Raw genomic sequence first — 19,449 nt, 5'->3', positions numbered from 1 at the left:
GCGTACATGGCGGAAGTCGATCAGGAAGCCTTAATGGCCCAATGGGAGGCCGAATTGGCCGCTGAGGCCGAAGCGGCGACCGGCGGCGGGGGCGACGGGGGTGCGGGCGATCTGGCGGCCGAATGGGAAGCCATGGTCGGCGGAGGTGGAGGCGATGCGCGCATGGCCTCTCCCACCGGGGCCGAACGCATCCTCAATCAGGACGAAATTGACAGCCTGCTGGGCTTCGACCTCAGCGACGACGATTATAATGAGCGGTCCGGCATCCGGGCTATCATCAATTCGGCCATGGTGTCCTATGAACGCCTGCCGATGCTGGAAATCGTCTTCGACCGCCTGGTGCGCCTGATGACGACGAGTTTAAGAAACTTTACGTCCGACAACGTCGAAGTGTCACTCGATAATATCTCGTCGATCCGCTTCGGCGATTATCTCAACTCCATCCCGCTGCCAGCTATTCTGGCAGTGTTTCGTGCCGAGGAACTGGACAATTACGGTCTTCTGACTGTCGATTCCAATCTGATCTATTCCATCGTGGACGTGCTTCTTGGCGGACGGCGTGGCACGGCAGCGCTGCGCATCGAAGGTCGTCCATACACCACGATCGAGCGCGTGCTGGTGCAGCGTATGGTTGAAGTCATCCTGCACGATGCCAAGATGGCGTTTGAGCCGTTGACGCCGGTCAATTTCAATCTGGACCGTTTGGAAACTAATCCGCGCTTTGCCGCAATTGCGCGCCCGGCCAATGCCGCCATTCTGGTCAAGCTGCGCATCGATATGGAAGACCGCGGCGGTCGGGTCGAGCTGCTGCTGCCCTATGCGACGCTGGAACCCATCCGCAAAATGCTGCTTCAGCAGTTCATGGGCGAAAAGTTCGGTCGCGATAACATCTGGGAGAGCCATCTGGCCACGGAACTGTGGACGACTCAGATGGAAGTGCGCGCCGTACTCGACGAACAGCAGATGCCGCTGTCTGAGGTCTTGAACTTGAAGGTCGGTGAGACCATCGTACTCAATGCAACGGCTGATTCTCCCATTGAACTGCGGTGCGGCACGATTCCGCTGACCAATGGCAAGATGGGACGCAAAGGCCACAACATCGCTGTCCGCGTCGATCACCCGCTGGCGGCTTCAACCAAGCGCCGATTGACGCAGATCAGGAAGAAGTAATCCGCCCCCATGCCTGCCGCAGCCGGACTGATCATGGATATGGTCCTTATGGGCCTGCTGCTGGTGGCCCTTTGGTACGGCACGCGCCTCAATGCGCGCCTGAAGGCGTTGCGCAGCGGGCAGGAGAGCTTCATCAAGGCGGTGGCTGAACTGGATCAGGCGGCCATCAAGGCGCACACCTCCTTGCGCGAATTGCACACCAATGCCGACGAGTCACAGGAACTGCTCCACGGGCGCATTCTGGCGGCCCGGGACCTGTTGTCGAAGCTGGAAAGCCAGATCAACAGAGCCGAACGCGCCCGCCGTGATCTCGAAGAGGTAAATGTCACTAAGGTGACACGCATCTTAGAGCCTGAGCCGGAATCGCCTCTGTCAGTGGCGCGAAGCAATCAGCGCGACAGTTGGGCCGCTGCGCGTGGAGCCGAAGGGCGCCAGACCTATGCCGGGCGTGGACGACCTGCTTTTGAAGACGAGAATGCCGACGAAGACCTCGGCCTGCCTCTCTCGGGGCGTCTGCGCGACATGAATGATCGCCTTTCGCGAGTTCAGCGTTCCGAAACGCCGACCGCGCCGCGGGCGCAGCTCGATGAACAGGCCGCCGTCAGCGCCATCGGGCTGGAGGCAATTAACGAAATGTTGAGAGCGTTCGCCGATCCTGAGGACGTGGAATCCCAGCGTATGGCCCGTCGCGCGTCAGCGGAGACGCCGTCGCTGAGTACCGAAGGCCGCAGAAGTGCGGTGCCCGACCGTTCTATGGCTCCGGATGTTCGTTCAGATTCTTTGCGGCTGTCGCGTTCGCGGCTGCCGGCGCTCGATGACGAACTATTTGACGCGGGTCAGACGGCTTCGCCGGACAGGCCCGCTCCCGAGGCCACAGTTGCGGCCCCCAAACCTGCGCGCCCCGTGTTCCGGCGGTTGCGTTGAACCGAGTACATAATTTATGGCCAATCATCTCCGCCTCCTGCCGCTGATCGCCGTTGCCGTGGGCGGCGTTTTCGCCGTCCGTGCGGTCGGTTCCATCGAGGCCATGCCCGCCTTCCTCAAAAGCGCCACCGCCTGGGCCGAGGCCCCGAAGGCCGATGGCGCGACCAAGAAAGGTGAGAGCAAGCCCAAGTCGGAAAAGGCCCCTTCGGCGGATGACACCGCCACCGATGCGGCCGAATCTGCGGCCGGTTCGGTCTCTGGCGATAACAAGGCCCTTTCGGTGCTCGATGCGGCCCAGCCCGCCGCGGCCAAGGCGGCCCCTGTTTGTGCCACTTCGGTCGATGACCTCGCCAAGCAGGCGGGCATGTCACCGTCGGAGTTGAAGGTCATTCAGGCGCTGGCGCAGCGTCGCGCTGAGCTGGACGCCCGCGAAAAACAGATGGCGACGCAAGAGCAGCTGATCGCCGCCGCCGAGAGCAAGCTCGATGGCCGAATCAAGCAACTGGGTGACCTCAAGACACAGGTGCAGGCGCTGCTGGATCAGGCCAACAAGACCGGCGACGATGACGTGGCCCGCATGGTCAAGGTCTATGAATCCATGAAGCCGAAGGACGCCGCAAAGGTCATGGAAACACTGAAGGACGATGTGCGCCTGCCCATCGCGTCCAAGATGAAGGAGCGCAACCTTGCCGCCATGCTGGCTCAGATGCAGCCCGACAAGGCGCGCGACCTGACTGAAAAGCTGGCTCAGCGCATGAAAAAGGCGGATGACCTGCAAAATCGTCTGGATAAGGTCAATGCCGCCGGTGCCACGCCGGCCCCGCAAGCCCCCGCGAAGAAGTAGTACGCTGCCTCTTGCCTCCGGCAGGGGGTGCAGGCCCAGCACTCTGTTAATACCGCTCGGCTTTTCATTCTACCCCGTCGTCCCGGAGGGGGGGCGCGCGCCATGTCCTTTAGAAGGGAAGGATTTCCCATGGAATTCCTCCGCTCTAGCCGCCGTTGGGGGCAAGATGGCGCAGCCACCGCCCGGCGAAGGAAGATCGTGTCCCGTGACGTGGTGTAACTGAGCGCTAGGCATCAGTGGTTTCCGGACGGGTCCGGATTTTCGTCAGCTTGCCACGGCTGGCATGCTGAGAACGGGATCATCGCTGAGTTGTGCGATGGTTTCAAGGGTGATGTAGCGGCCGCGTTGAACCGTCCACTCGTCGTTCTGCTCCAGCAAGATGGCGCCCACGAGGCGGATAATGGCATCGTCGTTCGGGAAGATGCCCACGACATCGCAACGGCGCTTGATTTCGCCATTGAGACGCTCAATCGGGTTTGTGCTGTGAAGCTTGATGCGGTGCTCCTTTGGGAAGGTCATGTAGGCCAGGACGTCATGCTCAGCCTCGTCCATGATCGTTGCCAGCTTTGGCATTTTGGGCCTGAGCTGATCGGCGACGTTTCGCCATTGTGCGCTGGCGGCTTCAGGCGTTTCCTGAGCGAAGGCGGTACCGATGAAGGCCGAGACGACCCGGCGGCCACTCTTGCCTGCATGGGCGCAGACATTGCGCATGAAGTGTACGCGGCACCGCTGCCAGGTGGCGTTCAAAACCTTCGATACCGCGCCTTTGATCCCGATATGTGCATCGGAGACGACCAGCTTGACGCCGCGCAGACCACGACGGGTCAGGTTGCGTAAGAACTCTGCCCAGATCGGTTCAGCTTCTGACGTGCCGACCTCCATGCCAAGAACCTCCCGGCGGCCGTCGGTATTGACGCCCACAGCGATGATGACGGCGACGGAGACAGTCCGGGCCCCACGGCGAACTTTCAGGTAGGTGGCATCGATCCAGATATAAGGCCATTCCCCCTCGATCGGACGATCGAGAAACGCCTTCACGCGCTCATCGATTTCCTCACAAAGGCGGCTGACCTGGCTTTTCGAGATGCCGCTCATGCCCATGGCCTTGACCAGGTCGTCGATAGACCGCGTCGAGATGCCCTGAACGTAAGCTTCCTGGATAACGGCAGTCAGTGCCTTCTCGGCCATGCGCCGTGGCTCCAGAAAGCTCGGGAAATAACTGCCTTTGCGAAGTTTCGGAATACGCAGTTCGACCGTGCCGGCGCGTGTTTCCCAATCCCGATCGCGATAGCCGTTGCGCTGGACCATACGTTCGCCGCTCTTCTCGTGGTAAGCCGCGCCGGTCACAGTGCCGACCTCCATTGCCATCAGGCGCTCGGCGGCAAAACCTATCATCTCACGCAACAAATCGCTGTCGGAGGTCTTTTCAACAAGCCCTTTCAGGGCCATCATCTCTTTGGTCATCGGTGGTTCTTTCGTCTCTGGAATGAGTGTAGGAACCCAAACCATATCCGAAAATCACTGATGACCAACCCGCGACGCTTCAGGCTCGCCTGGCCCTTGAATGGGGCCGCGAGCCTAGCGCTTCGCTCTTACCCAATTACACCACCCGGTGGGACACGACCCGAAGGAAAAAATAATCTAGATCATTAGGCTTCTATCAAAAGCCTAATGATCCAGCGGCACTGGCTTGGCCTCATAGGGCGTTCTTTACTCCAAAAATCAACCTTCGTTACCTCGGCGTTAACCCTGCCTTAAGCCCAATCAGGGCAAGGATTCGAGCGTCATGACGCGCCCACCTCACGACCTGTCACGGCTAAAAGCCGCGCTGAACGCGGAAACGCAGATGCGTTACACGTCGCGGGAGGTCGCGTCTGCCGGATTTACGGTGCGCAATATTCGTTTTGCCGCCGCGGCTGTGGCTCTGACCGGCTTCGGAGCTGCTGGTCTAGCCGTCTCGGCGCCGCTGGCCGACCAAGTCGCCGCCGCATTGGCCTCCAAAAGTGAAATCGACCTGCGCGTCGGGCGCAATGGGGGCGTCAGTCGCGTTGAACTCTATGGCTCTGTCGGATCGCGCGCCTCTGTGCGTAGCGACAAGGGGCAGGTGGTCATCCGTCTGCCGGGCGCCAAAACGCCCGACATCGGTGACTTCCGCGTCAATCCGCCCACCGGCGTCAAGGCCGTGGACGTGCGCCGCGATGCGCGCGCCAGCGAAATCGTGCTTACCCTTGATGAGGGAGCCAAGGCCCGATTCGGGCGCTCAGACGGGGCGGTCTTTGTGCAGATCGACAGCAAGGACGATCACGGCGAAGCAGCCGAGGTCCTGAAGACCGTCGCAACCGAAGACCGCAAGGCGGGTGAACTGCCGCCCGCTCCGATGGCCGAGGCTAGGGCCAAGGCGGTCGTCCCCGTCGTCGCGCTCAAGCAGGTGCGCGTGCAGGACGGTGTCCAGCTCGATTTTCCTTTCCCGGAAGTGACTGGCGCCGCCGTTTTCCGTCGTGGTGAGGCTGTGTGGATGGTCTTTGATCGAGAGGTCGATTTCCGTCTGCCCGCAGGTCTGAAGGATGGCAATGTCGTCACTGAGGCCAACTGGGTCAAGAATGACGGCTTTACCGCCCTGAGACTGGTCGCCCCGTCGGCGACGGGCCTGTCGGTCGATACGGAGGGCGCAACCTGGCGTGTGCGCGTCGGTGGCCGGGCCTTGAGCGCGGCAGCGAGCGAGGTGGCGGTCAAGCGCGACGACACAACGGGCTCGCCGACCCTGACCCTCAATCTGTCCGGGGCCAAGCGCGTGGCGTGGATTCGCGATCCGATGGTGGGCGACCGCATGGCGGTCATTCCGGCTCCTGGCCCGGCCAAGGCCGTCCGCGACGATCGTTCGACGCTTCAGGCTTCGATTGCCGCTACGGCGCAAGGTGTGATGGTCGAGCGCATGACGCCCGACATCATGGTCACAGTCGAAGGCGACCGCGTTGCCGTAACGCGTCCCGGCGGCCTGTTGCTGTCGTCCAATGGCGAAGGCGTGCAAAAGCCCGATCGCGCAGGTTTTAAGCCGGCTTTGTTCCCAACCCTGCCGGACCCGTCGTGGAGCCAGATCCCGGAAGAGGGCTTCCTCAAGACCTATAACCGTCTGCAGGAGGCCGCCGCTGAGGAGCAGGGGGCCGGGGCCGAAGGGCCCTACGCGGCACGCCTTGATCTGGCGCGTTTTCTGATTGGGCAGGGTATGAATTTCGAAGCGCAGGGCGTGCTCGACCTCCTGACCAAAAACAATCCACGCAGTCTTGGTGATCCGCAAGTGCGCGGCCTCAAGGTGGTGGCCAAGGTCATGGTGGGTCGCCTGTCCGATGCGCAGGTCGATCTCGACTCAACGGCCCTCCAAAACGACCCGGCGGCCAATTTGTGGCGTGGCTACATCGCTGAACGCGGCCGCCATTACGAAGACGCGCGCAAGGCCTTTGCCGAGGGCGTGTCCGCCATGGAAGGCTTTCCCCCGGAATGGCGCACGCGCTTTGCCACTGCCAATGCCCGCGCCGCTCTGGCGCTTAAAGACACTAAGGCGGCGTGGGAGTTGATCGTCTTTGCTGCTGGGCAAGACGTGCCGCCACTCGATCGCCTTGAGGCCCAACTGGTGCAGGCAGAAATCATCGAAGCGCAGGGTGATAAGGCGCGCGCCTACCGCGTCTATGCGGCCATCGCCAAATCCACTTCGGACCGTATCAATGCTCCGGCGCAGTTGCGCGCCGCACGGCTTAAACTGGAACTGGGTGAGGGCAAGCCGGAGGAAACGCTGCAACTGCTCAGTTCCCTGCGTTTCCGCTGGCGCGGCGATGAGACGGAACTGGAAACCATCCGTACCATGGCCGACATCTACCTCACGCAAGGGCGCTATCGTCAGGCATTGGAGGTGCTGCGCGGGGCCGGGGCGTCATTCTTCAACCGGCCCGATGCGGTTGAAATCAATGAGAAACTCAGCACCGCCTTCCGCAGCCTCTTCCTCGACGGCATGGCTGATGGGCTGCAACCCATTGAGGCGCTGGGGCTCTATTTCGATTTCAGGGACCTGACGCCGGTCGGTGGTGATGGCGACGCCATGGTGCGCCGAATGGTTAAGCGTCTGGTGGAGGTCGATCTTCTGTCTCAGGCCGCTGATCTGCTGCAGTATCAGATAGATAATCGTCTCCAAGGCGTTGCGCGTTCTCAGATGGCGGCGGACCTTGCGGCCATTCACCTGATGAATCGTCAGCCGGAAAAGGCGCTTCAGGCCCTGTGGAAGACGCGCAACACCCTGCTGCCGAAGCCCGTCCTGACCGAGCGTCGGGTGTTGGAGGCGCGGGCGCTGAATGAGCTGAACCGCCCTGATCACGCGCTGGAAGTCCTGGGCAACGATATGTCGCCCGAAGCGTTGGACGTGCGCGCTGACATACTGTGGCGGCAAAAGGACTGGGCCAAGGCCGGGGCGCTCTTGGAGCGGCGTCTGGGGGATCGCTGGAAGAAGGACGGGGCGCTGGCCATCGGCGAAGAGGCCAATCTGATCCGCGCCGGAGTGGCCTATAGCCTGGCCAGTGATCAGAAATCGCTGGACCGTCTGTCCCAGCGGTTTGGCAAGTACGCCGATACGGCTCAGAATGGTGACGCGGTGCGCGTCGCGCTGGCGGGGCTGGATAACGGGCCACTTCGTGCGTCGGACTTTGCCACCGCGGCCGCTCAGACCGACAGCTTCACCGCCTGGGTCGCCGCCATGAAGCAAAAATTCCGTGCACAGCCCACGCAACCATCCCCTGCAGCTCCGGCCGCGTCCGCCCCGAAGACCGCATGACGATCTGGTTTTACGGGAAACTGATCCCTATGGCGAATTTTCCAACTTCTCGCCGCACGGCATCCAGATGGCGGGTGTGTGGTGGCCGACAGTCGAGCACTATTTTCAGGCTCAGAAGTTTGTTGATCCCAATTATCGTGCGCGCATTGCCAAGGCCTCGACGCCCAAGATGGCCAAATCAATGGGGCAGTCGCGGGCTGTCCAACTGTGGGCGGACTGGGATGAGCGGCGTGATGTTGTGATGCTCGGCGCACTGAGGCAAAAGTTTTCAACGCATCACGCGCTCAGGGCCCTGCTCGTGTCCACGGGAGACGAGGAACTGGCAGAGGCGTCTCCCCATGATTTCTATTGGGGCATCGGCGGAGACGGCAGCGGTCAGAACCGTCTGGGCCAATTGCTGATGCAGGTCCGGGCAGAGTTATTGTAGCTACTTTTTCAGCAGCGGGTCGATGTGCGCCGAAAGTTCCTCGATCTCATAGCGGCTGAGCTGCACCGTCTTCCCGTTGATCAGGAAGGTCGGTGTACCGGTGACGCCGTCTTTCAGTGCCTGCTGGTTCAGCTCATTGAGCGCATTCAAGCCTGCCGGATCGGTGACGCAGCGGTTGAAGTCGGCCTCGCGCAGACCTGCCGATTGCGCGACGCGCAGCAGGACCGGGCGGGCATTGGCGTATTGTTCGGGTGCGCCACCCCGATCCATTTCCGGCTGAGCGCGCATAATCGAGTCGATGACCGTCAGGGCCTTATCGCGCGACACACAGTTAGCCAGCATGTGCCCTGCCGCCGCGACCGCCGCATTGCCCGTCATCATCGGACGATATACGTAACGCACCTTGCCCGTTTCGACATATTTGCTTTTGAAGACAGGCATCATCTTTTCGTTGACCTGCGCGCAGATGGGGCACGCGACGGAGGCGTATTCGACCACGGTGACGGGCGCGTCTGCCTTGCCTTCGCTCAGTTCATCCACCTTGATGGCGCCTTTTGAGCCGGATTGCCCGCAGGCTACCAGCCCCAGCGTTAAGAGTGCTGCAACCGTCAGGCGCAGGGTGGAAAAAGGTTTGGTCATGAAGGTCCCCAAAGGTGCCATTAGTGCGTTTAGAGCGCATCCGAAAAGTGTGACGCACTTTTCGGATAAATAAGCGCGTTAGATCAGAAATTCAGAGCGCCATTTCGGTTCAATGTAAACGAAATGCGCTTTGGCCGGTTATCCATGATGACAATGGCGGCGAAAGTGTGACGCAGGCCGGCTCCGATCACATCCGCGTTATCGTCGTTCAGATTCGCTTTGTGGCGAAGCTGTGGCCATGTAATATATCTACATTCTCCGGTGTAACGGAGTTTAACGAACGCAAAGGTTACCGATCGCCAAACGAAAAAGCATAGCCGCTCTGAAAAGATGCGCGGCCCCTGAATGAAGATGGAATGGCTCGATTTCACTAATCTTAGGCCACCATCCGCTAGTCGAAATCTCGGCCCAGCCCATATTTGCTTTACTTGCGATCAAGCCCCCGAAGCCCAGACGATGCTACCCCTTTTCAGGGCGCGTATCTTTTTGTCTCGAAACCCACTCTCACTTTTAGAAAGGACGGACCGCGCCGTATGACGGCGGGCCGAAGACGCCCATGAATCTCAACAGTCTTAATACCGCTCCCAAGCTTTCTGGTCGCTGGAAGGTCTATGCGCCGCTGGGTGCCGTGGCGCTTCTGGCGCTGTTTGGTCTGGCCTCGTGCGGGCAGACGATCCAGCCCGGCAATGTCGGCGTGAAGATCCGCACACTGGGCCCCAATGCCGGCGTGGACAAGACCGCCCTGCCGTCGGGCTGGCACCTCAACCTGATCGGCGAGCGGATTGTCGAATTCCCGGCCATCCAGCGCACTTATACTTACACGCGCGAAAAGGATGAGCGCGGCCCAGAAAACGAAGAGATCAACTTCTCTGACAACAATGCCCTGCCTATGACGGCGGACGTGCAGCTTGTTATGCGCATCGATGCGGGTAAGGCGCCTGAGCTTTACAAGCGATACCGCTTGACCTTCGATCAGATGTTCGAAGGCCCGATCCGCAACGACGTGCGTTCGGCCATCGCGGCGGAAACGGAGTTGGTTAGTGTCGAGTTCCTTTATCGCGGCGGGCGCCAGCAAGTGATCCAGAAGGCGCTGGCCCGCGTCAATCGCAAGTGGGAGCCGCAGGGCGTCAACATCAGTCAGCTCGACTGGATCGGCACCATCCGCTACCCGCAAGTGATCCTCGATTCGATCCAGGCCAAGACCAAGGCCGATGCCGACGCCGCTGCGGCTCAGGCGCAGGTCGCCGTAGCCAAGGCGCAGGCCGATGCCAAGATCGAAGAGGCCCGCGGTCAGGCCGAGGCGAACCGCCTGATCGCCCAGTCAATCGCCGCCAGCCCTGGCGTGGTGCAGCTTCGCGCCATCGAAAAGTGGGACGGCAAACTGCCTCAGGTCACGGGCTCGGCCACGCCGTTCATCGACCTGAAAAAGGCGGATTAAAATGAACGCTCCGGAGAGGGGCTTTGCGTCCCTCTCCAGTTTTGCTCGGTTTAAAACCTCTGAAAGGGAGGGGGGATTATGAAGCTATCGATTGATTTTGCCTTTGCGGGCATCGAAATCATCAAGAAGAACCCGTTGGCTGTGCTGGTCTGGGGTCTGGTCTATCTGGTGGTCAGTGTGGTGTCGTCACTGCTTATAGTGGCTGTGGCGGGTCCGGCGCTGACGGCGCTGCAGAACTATCAGACCGCGCCCGATGCCGACCCGATGCAGGTGTTCGGTCATCTCGGGGCGCTTATGCCGGTCTATCTAGTTGCCGGTGTTCTGGGGGTGATCTCTTCTGCGATCATCCAGTGCGCCGTCTTCCGTAGCCAGTTGCAGCCGATGGCCGGTGGCTTTGCCTCTTTGAAACTGGGGGGCGATGAGTTCCGGCAGATACTCGTCGGGATATTGTGGGCGCTGGCGCTGGCGCTCTTTTACGTCCTTTTCGGGATTGCGTTGGTCATATCTATTGGCTTGGTCTCGCTGGTTGGACAGGTCAGCGAGATACTGGCCGGGATACTGATCTTCCTTCTGTTCGTTGGCGGCATTGTCGCTTTTCTGTATGTCGTCAGTCGATGGTCGCTGGCATCGGTCCAGTCTTTTGCGGAGAAGAAGATCAATATTTTCGGCAGCTTCAAGCTGACCGAAGGACAGGGCTGGAAGCTGTTGGGTGGTTATCTGCTGCTGGGTCTGGTGATGATCCTGATTATGATTATTGTCTATAGCCTGGTCTTTGCGCTGGTGGTCGGCACAAGCGGAGGGTGGGTGCAGGCGATTACGCAGCTGAGCCGTCCGGACATGAGCTCGGTCACGGCCCTGTTGACGCCGATCTTTTTTGTACAGACCGTGGTCAGCAGTCTGATGATGGGCGGCTTCTATGCTCTGATCTACGGGGCTTCGGCAGCGGCGTACAGCGCCTTAAGCGATAGGGGGATGCGCTCGGTCGATGTGTTCTGACCTTGATGTGAAGATGGTCGGACGATAGGCTCACCCCAAAGGAGTCCTTCATGTTCGACCGTCGCACTGTGCTGTTATCGTCTCTGGCCCTGTCGGTGGCGGGGTCTGTGGCCGCTAAACCGCGCAGGCCCGTGCCGGTCATTTTTCATACCGACATCGGCGGCGATGTGGATGATACCTTCGCGCTCCTTTACCTTTTGCGGCGGCCGGAGCTGGCGCTCAGGCTGGTGGCTACCGATGCGGGTAGTCCCCAGTACAAGGCCCGCCTGACGGCCAAACTGCTCACTCTGGCCAGGCGCAGCGACGTGGCCATTGCCATGGGGCGTGCGAAGGGCGAGGAGACGGGCGCGCAGGCCGAATGGCTGGGTGATTACAAGCTTGCCTCCTATCGCGGCCTGGTGCGCAAGGACGCCGCTCAGGCCATAATTGACACGGTGATGGCCTCATCAGATACGGTGACGATCATCAGCGTCGGTCCGGCCACCGAACTGGCCGAAGCCTTGCGACGCGAGCCGAAACTGGCGCAAAAGGCGCGCTTTATCGGCATGTTTGGCTCCGTGCGTATCGGCTATAAGGGCGTTGCGCCTTCCGATGCCGAATACAACGTCAAGGTCGATCCGGCGGCGTTGCGCACGATCTTCGCAGCCGACTGGCTCAGTTGCTCAATTACGCCGCTCGATACCTGTGGTCTTGTGACGCTGGACGGGGCCGACTGGCAAAAGCTGTGGCGCAGCCATGATCCTTTCGCCGTGGCCTGCATCGAAAACAGCAAGGTGTGGTTACCCAACGCGCCGTGGATGGCGAAGGATTTCGACTTGAGCCAGAAAAGCTCGGTGCAGTTTGACGCTGTGGCGGTCGAGATGGCCTTTGACGAGTCGAAACTCGTGATTGAAACCCTGCCGCTCAGCGTGTCGGACGAGGGTATGACCCTGATCGACCCAGCCAAGGGCCGGCCGGTCCGCGTGGCCACGCAGTGGACAGACCTGGCCGGCTTCAAGCGACAACTGGTCGAGGGCCTGACGCGCGGCGCTTGAGGGCGGCGGCGGGCGGTTTTACTAACGTTTAGTGATAGATGGGAGCTTGGCATGGCGACCTCGGTCGCCCTCAACCCGCATTTCGAGGCCTTCATCAATTCGCAGATCTCCATTGGCCGCTGCAACAATGTCAGCGAGGTGATCCGCGAAGGCCTGCGTCTGCAGGAAGACTGCGGGCTGGAGAAACGTCGGCAACGCGAAGCCGTGCGCGCTGAGATCGCCAAGGGGAGGAAGGTTATTCTCTCACCCCGCGCTCTGAGCGGTCTGAGAGGATATTGCGGGCTTCTGTAACGGACCATATGTCAACTCCCGATAAGGCTCAGTCTTCGTCGCCGGCTTCATGCTTCTGTACGTAGTCGCCGCCAGGGCGCTACAAGATGGTTGTCCTAACGAACCCGGCCGACCAATCTAGGAACGCGCAGTCACCCAAAGGGCTGCTCCCGCATCACCGGCCTGACCTGATCCGTGCGTCCCGGCGACGGGACCTTGCCATCAGGCGTGATGGTCTATCCGCCTGAATCTCTCGTCTTTAGCGCCCCTTATGCCGCTGCAAGGGCAGGATCAAAACATGTGCCGTCAACCAGCATCCTGTGCATTACGACGCAAAGCTTGCGAGCTAGGGCGACCTTGGCCTTTTTCATCCCAGACCTCTGCGCAACCTTCGCCGCCCAGCTCTTAAGCTGAGAGCCCTTCACTGGCCTGGTCAGGATAATGTTCGCCGCCTCGTAAAGGGCGGTTCGAACCTCCTGATCTCCGCATTTAGAGATGCGACCGGTGATGTCGGTCTCGCCCGACTGATACTTGCGTTGCGTCAGGCCGAAGTGCGCACCGACGGTTCGCGAAGATCGGAAGCGCCCCGGATCATCGATTGCGGACACAAAGGTGAGCGAAATCAGCGCACCCACGCCGGGAACCGTCATCAACAAGCCCGCACGTTCGTCCTTGCGTGCGTGCGCAATCATCCGCGCGTCAAGGACGCGGAACTGCTCGAACAGAACCGCCCGCGCTTTGAGGAGGGCCTCAGCGACTTCTGCCAGGCCTGGGACATCTGCCGCCAGTTCGCGCACCCTCGGCTCGAAAGTCTTACGGGTGGTCTCTCCTACCTTCAGGCCATAGCCGCGCAGGAGACCGCGCAGGCTCATCTCAAGATCATGGTACTTGCACTGCAGGACCTTCCGGGCGGCGAGAAGCGTGCGGTTATCCTGCGCATTGACCGACTTGCAGTGTACCTGCCGGTACCAGCCCAGGCGCATCAACTGCGCTATCCCACGGGCATCCTTGCGATCCGTCTTCACCGGCATCGCCCGAAACGCGTCACGAACATGCCGGGTCTCAAGAAGAGACACCTCCAGTCCCGCCGCCTTCAATCCCGCGTAAAGCCATTGCGATAAGGGGCCAGCTTCAAGCCCAATCCGCTTCACCGCAAAGCCCAGAGCCGAAAACCATGCCACCAGCGCTTCCGGCTCGCTCGCAACTCTGGCCTCCTTTATGACAGTCCCTGCTTCGTCAACCACGCACAGATGCGAGGCTTCCAAAGAAACGTCGATACCCGTATAGTACAACATGGTGGTCTCCTATGATGCTTGGCGCAGTCCAATCACTGACGCCGTTCAACCATCATACCGGGAGGCCACCACCCTTCACAGGGGCCGCAGCAACCGGGCCGTTACACCATCTATATAACAGCAGATAACCCGCGCCGCACGGCACGTCGGTTAAGACGATATCTGTATGAGACCGACGCCTGCTCAACAGACACCCATGGGACGGTCTTATTCGTAGGTGGCCCAGGTTTCGCCGGTCTTGCGGCTATAGCTGATGGCGATGCTGGAGACTTCGCACAGGTTGAAGTTTTCCCATTCCGCCGACTCGCCGTCATCGTAGACAACCCTGAGGTCCCACAGGCAGGCCTTTTCCTTACGGCTGAAGGCGATGTCCACCTGAGCGTTGTTGGGCAGCACATCCTCTTCCATCACATCATCGTCCCAGCTGTCCGACTTGCTGGGCGACACATAGACTTCGGAGATCGTGTAGCCGGTGTGATTGATGAGCGTGAAATTTTGCTTGCCCTGAGCCAGAGCCACGGTTGTGGCAAGCATATAGACAACGAGAGCCGAAAGCGCGGCCATCAGCCAAATATCGCTTTGACGGCGCGTTTGAATATTTGAGAACATTGAAATTTTCCCAAAAAAGTTTTGCCGAAACGCAAAGAAGAGGTCTCGCAAGGTTCAATCACCGCGAGCCGGTTGATCCCATTTATAACGGCTTTTAACGCCGTGAACATAACGTAGATATCGCAATTTGTTCGTCTCAGGGCTCGGGGAGGTACCGTTGCCTATCCCCCCGCGCCGCCTGCCTTGGTGAAACTTTCGACCAATGAGCCGCACACCAGCCGCCAGCCATCGACCAGAACGAAGAAGATCAGCTTGAACGGCAGCGACACCACCACTGGCGGCAGCATCATCATCCCCATACTCATTAGCACTGAGGCGACCACCAGATCGATCACCAGAAACGGGATAAACAGGAGAAACCCGATCAGGAACGCCGTCTTTAGCTCCGAGATCATAAAGGCCGGAGTGATGACCGTGATCGGCAGGTCCATATTGTCCTTGGGCTTTTCAACCTTAGACAAGCGTATAAACAGGTTGAGATCCCCGGCATCAACCTGAGACAGCATGAAGGTCTTGACCGGTTCGGAGGCCGCATCAAAGGCCTGCGGCATCTCCATCTCCTGATCCATCAGCGGCCGGATGCCGGCGTCATAGGCCGCCTGATAGGTGGGGGCCATTACCACCGCCGACAGGAACATGGCCAGCGAGATCAGAACCGCATTGGGGGGGCTTTGTTGCAGGCCGAGCGCGGTTCTGAGCAGGGATAGCACCACCACGATGCGGATGAAGGAGGTGGTCATAATGACGATGGACGGCGCCAGCGACAGGACGGTCAAAAGCCCCAGCATCTGCACGACGCGCGCCGTTAGCGTGCCGCCTTGCCCGAGGTCGAGATTGACCGACTGCGCCAGCACGTCGCCGGGGAAGATCATCAGGGCAAAACCGAGAATGCCCCCCAGCAGGGTCACGGCATAGTCGCGTTTGCGCATCGGTTTGCCGAACTGACGAAAAAGGTCGGGCATCCGCATCACAGCACCGGTCGATTGACGGTGGGCACAGGGGCAGGTTTTGGCTTGGGCGCCGGCAGTTGCCGCGGCTCGATCAGTTCCTGACCTTCGCCCAGCAGCAACAGGCGCTCCTCATCATCGACGCGCACGATCACCAGACGCCGCGCCGGATCGAGGACAAGGGTTTCAACGACACTCAGGCGGCGTTCCCCGCGCTCCCCCTGAAAACGCGCAAGCAGTTGCGGCGCATAACGGCGCAGGGCATAAGCCAAACCTAGCACCAGCCCCAGAACGATGGCCAGCGCAAAGGCCGCCCGCAACAGACTTAAAAAGACATCCATCGGGCCAACCCCTCCATACGCGACCACCGCCCCGATTTAAGGCACAAGGTCTTAAAGCCTCATTAACCAACAAGAGGGCATATTTTGCCTGCCGCTTTGCATAGGCTGAGTCGGAGCGGACAGGTAAGGCATCGCGCATGAGTACGGAAAATATCGGCCTCCTTGGGGCGCTGAAAGAGAAGATGACCTGGCTGGGTCAGCGCCAGAAACTGGTGGCGCAAAACGTGGCCAATGCCTCGACGCCGGGTTTCAAGCCGCGCGACCTTAAGGCGCTTGATTTTGCCTCCGTCCTCAAAGGGCAGCAGGAACAGACCGAACTTGGCCTCAGCGTCACCAATGCCGGGCATATGAATGTCGAAGGCGGCAACAATTTTGCACCTAAAGCGGTGGTTTCGCCCGATTCCGAAACCACCATGGACGGCAATTCGGTCGTGCTGGAAGAACAGATGCTCAAAATGGCCGAAAGCCGTATGCAGTATGAGGCGGCGCTCGGTTTCTATCAGAAGTCGCTGGGCCTGATCCGCATGGCCACTAAGGCACCAGGCAAGTAAGGGGTAGGTTCAGATGCCGATTAACAAGACCACCGATACCCATCCCACCCTTTCGGTCGCCGCCAGCGCGCTTAGGGCGCAGCAGGCGCGGATGCGCATCATCGCGGAAAACATCGCCAATGCTGACTCGACCGGTCAGACGCCGGGCGCTGACCCGTATCGCGGTCAGATTCCGGTGTTTGAGGCGGCTAAGATTGACGGAGCGATGGGCGTCAAACTGGCGGCTGTGCGGCCCGATGAGGCGGCTTTCGAAATGGACTATGATCCCAGCCACCCGGCAGCCGATGCCAACGGCTATGTTAAACGTTCGAACGTCAAGAGTCTGATCCAAAGCATGGACATGCGCGATGCGCAGCGGGCCTATGAGGCGAATCTCAATGTCATCGAGACGACTCGCTCTATGGAACAGAAGACGCTCGATCTGCTTAAGCGTTAGAGGCTCGTTAAATGAACCCCATGCTCGTCGCCAAGGCCTACGGGGCCGTTCAGAAACAGGTCTCCGGCCTGCATGAAGAGGGCTCTCGTACGCAGGATGTGGGCGCCGCCTTTTCCAAGGTCTTGAACGGGGCCATGGAACAGACGATGAAATCGACCCAGAATGCCGAGTCGCAAATGATCGCGCATTCGCAGGGTAAGGCCGAACTGATTGACGCCGTGACCGCCGTGGCTTCGGCTGAGGCGTCTCTGGAAAGCGTCATCGCCATCCGTGATCAGGTCATCAGCGCCTATCAGGAAATCCTGAGAATGCCGATCTGAAAATATTGATCCGTCCGACGTTAACGGCAAATTAACCATGTCGCCGGCAAAATCTGCCTAGCGGATCGGTGGGGTCCGTGGCTTAAGTGTAGGGCGATTTTCCATGACCGGTACAGAAGTTCTCAGCGTCGGCCGCGATGCCATCTGGCTGACCATTCAGCTCTGTGCTCCGGTCCTGATCGTCGGTCTGGTTGTCGGTGTGGTGATCGGCTTGTTTCAAGCCCTGACCCAGATTCAGGAACAGACTCTTATCTATGCCCCCAAGATCATCGCCGTCTTCGTGACCCTACTGCTGGTCCTGCCGCTGATGGGGGCGCTTTTGTCCGGCTTCATGAAGGAAATAGCCACCAAGATCGCGGGCATCTGACGCGCTGTCTGAGCGGCAAGAATCGCGTCATAGGTGGCGGTTATGATCCCCGTTACGCCCGCTCCGGATTTTCCGACCGAAGTCACGTCATTCTTCGGTACGTCGCAGGTGGTGTTCACCGCCATGATGATCTTTGTGCGCGTGGGCTCGGTAGCCATCCTCATTCCGGGGCTGGGGGATCAGGCCGTGCCGCCGCGCATGCGCCTGTCCTTTGCTTTTGTCTTTACGCTGATGCTGGTGCCGGTGGTGCAGTCGCAAATGCCCGCCTTACCGCCCAAGTTGGGGGCCATGGCCGGGCTTATCATCCATGAGGCGGTGATTGGCCTGATGCTGGGGATGCTGATGCGCACCTTTCTGGGGGCACTGGCTATTGCGGGGGAGGTGGTGTCGCTGCAAACCACCCTGTCCTTTGCTCAGACCGCTAATCCAGCGCAGGCTCAGCCCTCAACTTCGATCGGCACCTTTCTGGCCATGCTGGGGCTGGTGCTGATCTATGCTACCAATCTGCACCACCTATTTATTGCGGGGATGCGCGACTCCTACTGGGTATTTCCGCCGATGCGCCCGGTCATGGTCGGCGACGCGACGCAACTGATGATCCGCACGGTTGGCGATACCTTCATGCTGGCTATCCAGATGACGACGCCCATTTTGGTCTTCGGCCTGATTATCAATGTCGCGGCCGGTTTTATCGGCCGCATCATGCCGGCTTTTCCCATCTTCTTCGCGGTCACCCCGGTCAGCGTTCTGCTGGGGCTGGCCATCTTCGCCCTCAGTCTGGGCGGCACCGGTCTGGTTTTCCTTCAGCACTATGAGGAATTCCTGCGCCTCTTTGTAAGAGGTGCTTAGGTGGCCGACGAAGGCGAAGACAAGACAGAAGAGGCCTCGGCCCGAAAACTTGAAGAGGCGCGTAAAAAGGGCGACGTTGCCAAATCCGCCGACGTCCCTCAGGCTCTTTCTCTGATCGCGGCCTGCGCACTGGTCATGCTCTATGGTGACAAAATCGCCCTGTCGCTGACCGAGACGCTGCGGGTGTTTGTGGCCGCGCCGCACCTGTTGCGCGACTCGTTGATGGGAGATGGCGGTCTGACCATAGCCCACCACCTGATGGGGCAGGTCCTGCCCATCATTGCCCTGATCCTACTGGTGGCCGGTGCCGCCGGCGCCATCGGTAGTCTGGCCCAGACCGGCCTGATGTTCAGTACCGAAAAGCTCAAGCCCGACTTTTCCAAGCTCAACCCGATGGCGGGTTTCAAGCGCCTGTTCGGTGTCGATGCCCTGATACAGTTCGCCAAGACGGTGATCAAACTGATCGCCGTGGGCGTGATTACCTGGATGATCCTCAAGGGACGGGCGGGCGATGTGGCGGGTCTGGCCGGCGCGTCGCCGCTTATGGTGCTGCCCTATGCCAAGGAGGTGTTCTTCTCACTGGCGGTGGCGGTGTGCTTGTTCATGCTGCTTGAAGGCGGGGCGGACTACTTCATTCAGAAGTTACGATTTTCGCAACGCATGAAGATGACCAAGACCGAGGTCAAGGACGAATACAAGCAGACTGAAGGCGATCCGCACGTAAAGGGCCGCCTGAAGCAGATCCGCATGGAAAAGTCGCGTCAGCGCATGATGGCCAATGTGCCCAAGGCAACGGTGGTAATCACCAATCCGACCCACTACGCCGTGGCCTTGCGCTATGATGAGGAAACGCCCGCACCGCTGTGCGTGGCCAAGGGGGTGGACACGTTGGCGCTCAAAATCCGCGAAGTGGCCGGTGACCACGACATCGCCATTGTCGAAGACCCGCCGCTCGCCCGAGCGCTCTATGCAGCGATCGACGTAGATGAAATTATCCCAGAAACGCATTTTCAGGCCGTGGCTAAGATCATCTCCTTCGTCATGGTGCGCAAGCGGCGAGGATTTTAGAGCGCTCGCCGAAAAGTGTGACACACTTTTCGGACAGATAAGCGCATAAAAATGTACAGAGCGATGAGGCGGCTCAACTCAGCCGACGAATGCACTGAGTGAAATCCG

At 59.9% G+C, this 19,449-nt stretch carries 21 protein-coding genes; 15 read left to right on the top strand and 6 right to left on the bottom strand.

Features of this window, described 5'->3' with window-relative positions:
• Positions 1-6: 6 nt before the first annotated feature.
• From fliM to ASTEX_RS07135, 3 genes are read left to right on the top strand one after another with little or no spacing between them, the layout of a single operon-like run.
• Complete coding sequence (gene fliM / locus ASTEX_RS07145; protein WP_013478935.1) at positions 7-1,170, top strand: flagellar motor switch protein FliM; 1,164 nt, start codon at positions 7-9, stop codon at positions 1,168-1,170.
• Between the two features lie 9 nt (positions 1,171-1,179).
• On the top strand, positions 1,180-2,094 hold the full coding sequence (locus tag ASTEX_RS19275) for a DUF6468 domain-containing protein (RefSeq protein ID WP_013478934.1): 915 nt from the start codon (positions 1,180-1,182) through the stop codon (positions 2,092-2,094).
• A gap of 16 nt (positions 2,095-2,110) precedes the next feature.
• Positions 2,111-2,938: a MotE family protein gene (locus tag ASTEX_RS07135; RefSeq protein WP_013478933.1), complete on the top strand. Its 828-nt coding sequence runs from the start codon at positions 2,111-2,113 to the stop codon at positions 2,936-2,938.
• A gap of 264 nt (positions 2,939-3,202) precedes the next feature.
• Here ASTEX_RS07135 and ASTEX_RS07130 read toward each other — a convergent pair whose 3' ends face one another.
• A complete protein-coding gene (locus tag ASTEX_RS07130) occupies positions 3,203-4,402 on the bottom strand; it encodes an IS256 family transposase (RefSeq protein WP_013478932.1) in 1,200 nt (399 codons plus the stop codon).
• A 322-nt stretch (positions 4,403-4,724) separates the two neighbouring features.
• Between ASTEX_RS07130 and ASTEX_RS07125 the strand changes: the two genes are divergently transcribed.
• Together ASTEX_RS07125 and ASTEX_RS07120 are read left to right on the top strand one after the other, a co-directional pair.
• Complete coding sequence (locus tag ASTEX_RS07125; protein WP_013478931.1) at positions 4,725-7,754, top strand: tetratricopeptide repeat protein; 3,030 nt, start codon at positions 4,725-4,727, stop codon at positions 7,752-7,754.
• The gene (locus ASTEX_RS07120) at positions 7,693-8,181 is read left to right on the top strand and encodes a riboflavin biosynthesis intermediates N-glycosidase (RefSeq protein WP_218918596.1); all 489 of its coding nucleotides are present in this window, start codon (positions 7,693-7,695) and stop codon (positions 8,179-8,181) included. Before ASTEX_RS07125 ends, ASTEX_RS07120 begins: the two co-directional genes overlap by 62 nt.
• On the opposite strand, the gene ASTEX_RS07115 is transcribed toward ASTEX_RS07120, so the two are convergent.
• Positions 8,182-8,820 (bottom strand): DsbA family protein, encoded by a 639-nt coding sequence (locus tag ASTEX_RS07115; protein WP_013478930.1) that lies wholly within the window; start codon positions 8,818-8,820, stop codon positions 8,182-8,184.
• A 556-nt stretch (positions 8,821-9,376) separates the two neighbouring features.
• Here ASTEX_RS07115 and ASTEX_RS07110 point away from each other — a divergent pair.
• The 4 genes from ASTEX_RS07110 to ASTEX_RS07095 all read left to right on the top strand — a co-directional run bounded on the left by ASTEX_RS07110 (position 9,377) and on the right by ASTEX_RS07095 (position 12,579).
• Positions 9,377-10,258, top strand: coding sequence for an SPFH domain-containing protein (locus ASTEX_RS07110; protein ID WP_013478929.1), 882 nt, complete (start codon positions 9,377-9,379; stop codon positions 10,256-10,258).
• Positions 10,259-10,336: 78 nt separating this feature from the next.
• Positions 10,337-11,254, top strand: a complete 918-nt coding sequence (locus ASTEX_RS07105) for a hypothetical protein (RefSeq protein ID WP_013478928.1) — start codon at positions 10,337-10,339, stop codon at positions 11,252-11,254.
• Between the two features lie 50 nt (positions 11,255-11,304).
• Positions 11,305-12,288, top strand: a complete 984-nt coding sequence (locus ASTEX_RS07100; protein WP_013478927.1) for a nucleoside hydrolase — start codon at positions 11,305-11,307, stop codon at positions 12,286-12,288.
• 51 nt (positions 12,289-12,339) lie between these two features.
• Positions 12,340-12,579 carry a type II toxin-antitoxin system ParD family antitoxin gene (locus tag ASTEX_RS07095; protein WP_013478926.1) on the top strand — a complete coding sequence of 80 codons (240 nt, stop codon included), beginning with the start codon at positions 12,340-12,342 and terminating at the stop codon, positions 12,577-12,579.
• Positions 12,580-12,827: 248 nt separating this feature from the next.
• Here ASTEX_RS07095 and ASTEX_RS07090 read toward each other — a convergent pair whose 3' ends face one another.
• From ASTEX_RS07090 to ASTEX_RS07075, 4 genes are all read right to left on the bottom strand, one after another.
• Positions 12,828-13,853: an IS110 family RNA-guided transposase gene (locus tag ASTEX_RS07090; RefSeq protein WP_013478925.1), complete on the bottom strand. Its 1,026-nt coding sequence runs from the start codon at positions 13,851-13,853 to the stop codon at positions 12,828-12,830.
• Positions 13,854-14,060: 207 nt separating this feature from the next.
• Positions 14,061-14,462: a hypothetical protein gene (locus ASTEX_RS07085; protein WP_013478924.1), complete on the bottom strand. Its 402-nt coding sequence runs from the start codon at positions 14,460-14,462 to the stop codon at positions 14,061-14,063.
• Between the two features lie 161 nt (positions 14,463-14,623).
• The gene (fliP, locus tag ASTEX_RS07080) at positions 14,624-15,430 is read right to left on the bottom strand and encodes a flagellar type III secretion system pore protein FliP (protein ID WP_013478923.1); all 807 of its coding nucleotides are present in this window, start codon (positions 15,428-15,430) and stop codon (positions 14,624-14,626) included.
• Positions 15,430-15,750 (bottom strand): flagellar biosynthetic protein FliO, encoded by a 321-nt coding sequence (locus tag ASTEX_RS07075; protein ID WP_013478922.1) that lies wholly within the window; start codon positions 15,748-15,750, stop codon positions 15,430-15,432. The genes fliP and ASTEX_RS07075 overlap by 1 nt, the downstream gene beginning before the upstream one ends.
• Positions 15,751-15,887: 137 nt before the next feature.
• Here ASTEX_RS07075 and flgB point away from each other — a divergent pair, with 137 nt between their 5' ends.
• The 6 genes from flgB (at position 15,888) to flhB (ending at position 19,341) form a co-directional block, all read left to right on the top strand.
• On the top strand, positions 15,888-16,301 hold the full coding sequence (gene flgB, locus ASTEX_RS07070) for a flagellar basal body rod protein FlgB (RefSeq protein ID WP_013478921.1): 414 nt from the start codon (positions 15,888-15,890) through the stop codon (positions 16,299-16,301).
• Between the two features lie 13 nt (positions 16,302-16,314).
• Positions 16,315-16,737, top strand: coding sequence for a flagellar basal body rod protein FlgC (flgC, locus tag ASTEX_RS07065; RefSeq protein WP_013478920.1), 423 nt, complete (start codon positions 16,315-16,317; stop codon positions 16,735-16,737).
• 11 nt (positions 16,738-16,748) lie between these two features.
• Positions 16,749-17,057, top strand: a complete 309-nt coding sequence (gene fliE, locus ASTEX_RS07060) for a flagellar hook-basal body complex protein FliE (protein WP_013478919.1) — start codon at positions 16,749-16,751, stop codon at positions 17,055-17,057.
• Between the two features lie 103 nt (positions 17,058-17,160).
• Positions 17,161-17,424: a flagellar biosynthesis protein FliQ gene (gene fliQ, locus ASTEX_RS07055; RefSeq protein ID WP_013478918.1), complete on the top strand. Its 264-nt coding sequence runs from the start codon at positions 17,161-17,163 to the stop codon at positions 17,422-17,424.
• 42 nt (positions 17,425-17,466) lie between these two features.
• Complete coding sequence (gene fliR / locus ASTEX_RS07050) at positions 17,467-18,273, top strand: flagellar biosynthetic protein FliR (RefSeq protein ID WP_013478917.1); 807 nt, start codon at positions 17,467-17,469, stop codon at positions 18,271-18,273.
• Complete coding sequence (gene flhB, locus ASTEX_RS07045) at positions 18,274-19,341, top strand: flagellar biosynthesis protein FlhB (protein ID WP_013478916.1); 1,068 nt, start codon at positions 18,274-18,276, stop codon at positions 19,339-19,341.
• Positions 19,342-19,449: the final 108 nt, after the last annotated feature.

Source organism: Asticcacaulis excentricus CB 48, assembly GCF_000175215.2.
Classification (GTDB): Bacteria; Pseudomonadota; Alphaproteobacteria; order Caulobacterales; family Caulobacteraceae; genus Asticcacaulis; species Asticcacaulis excentricus.
Note: the sequence above shows the minus strand (reverse complement) of the source record. Positions and strands in the feature narration are given on the sequence as shown.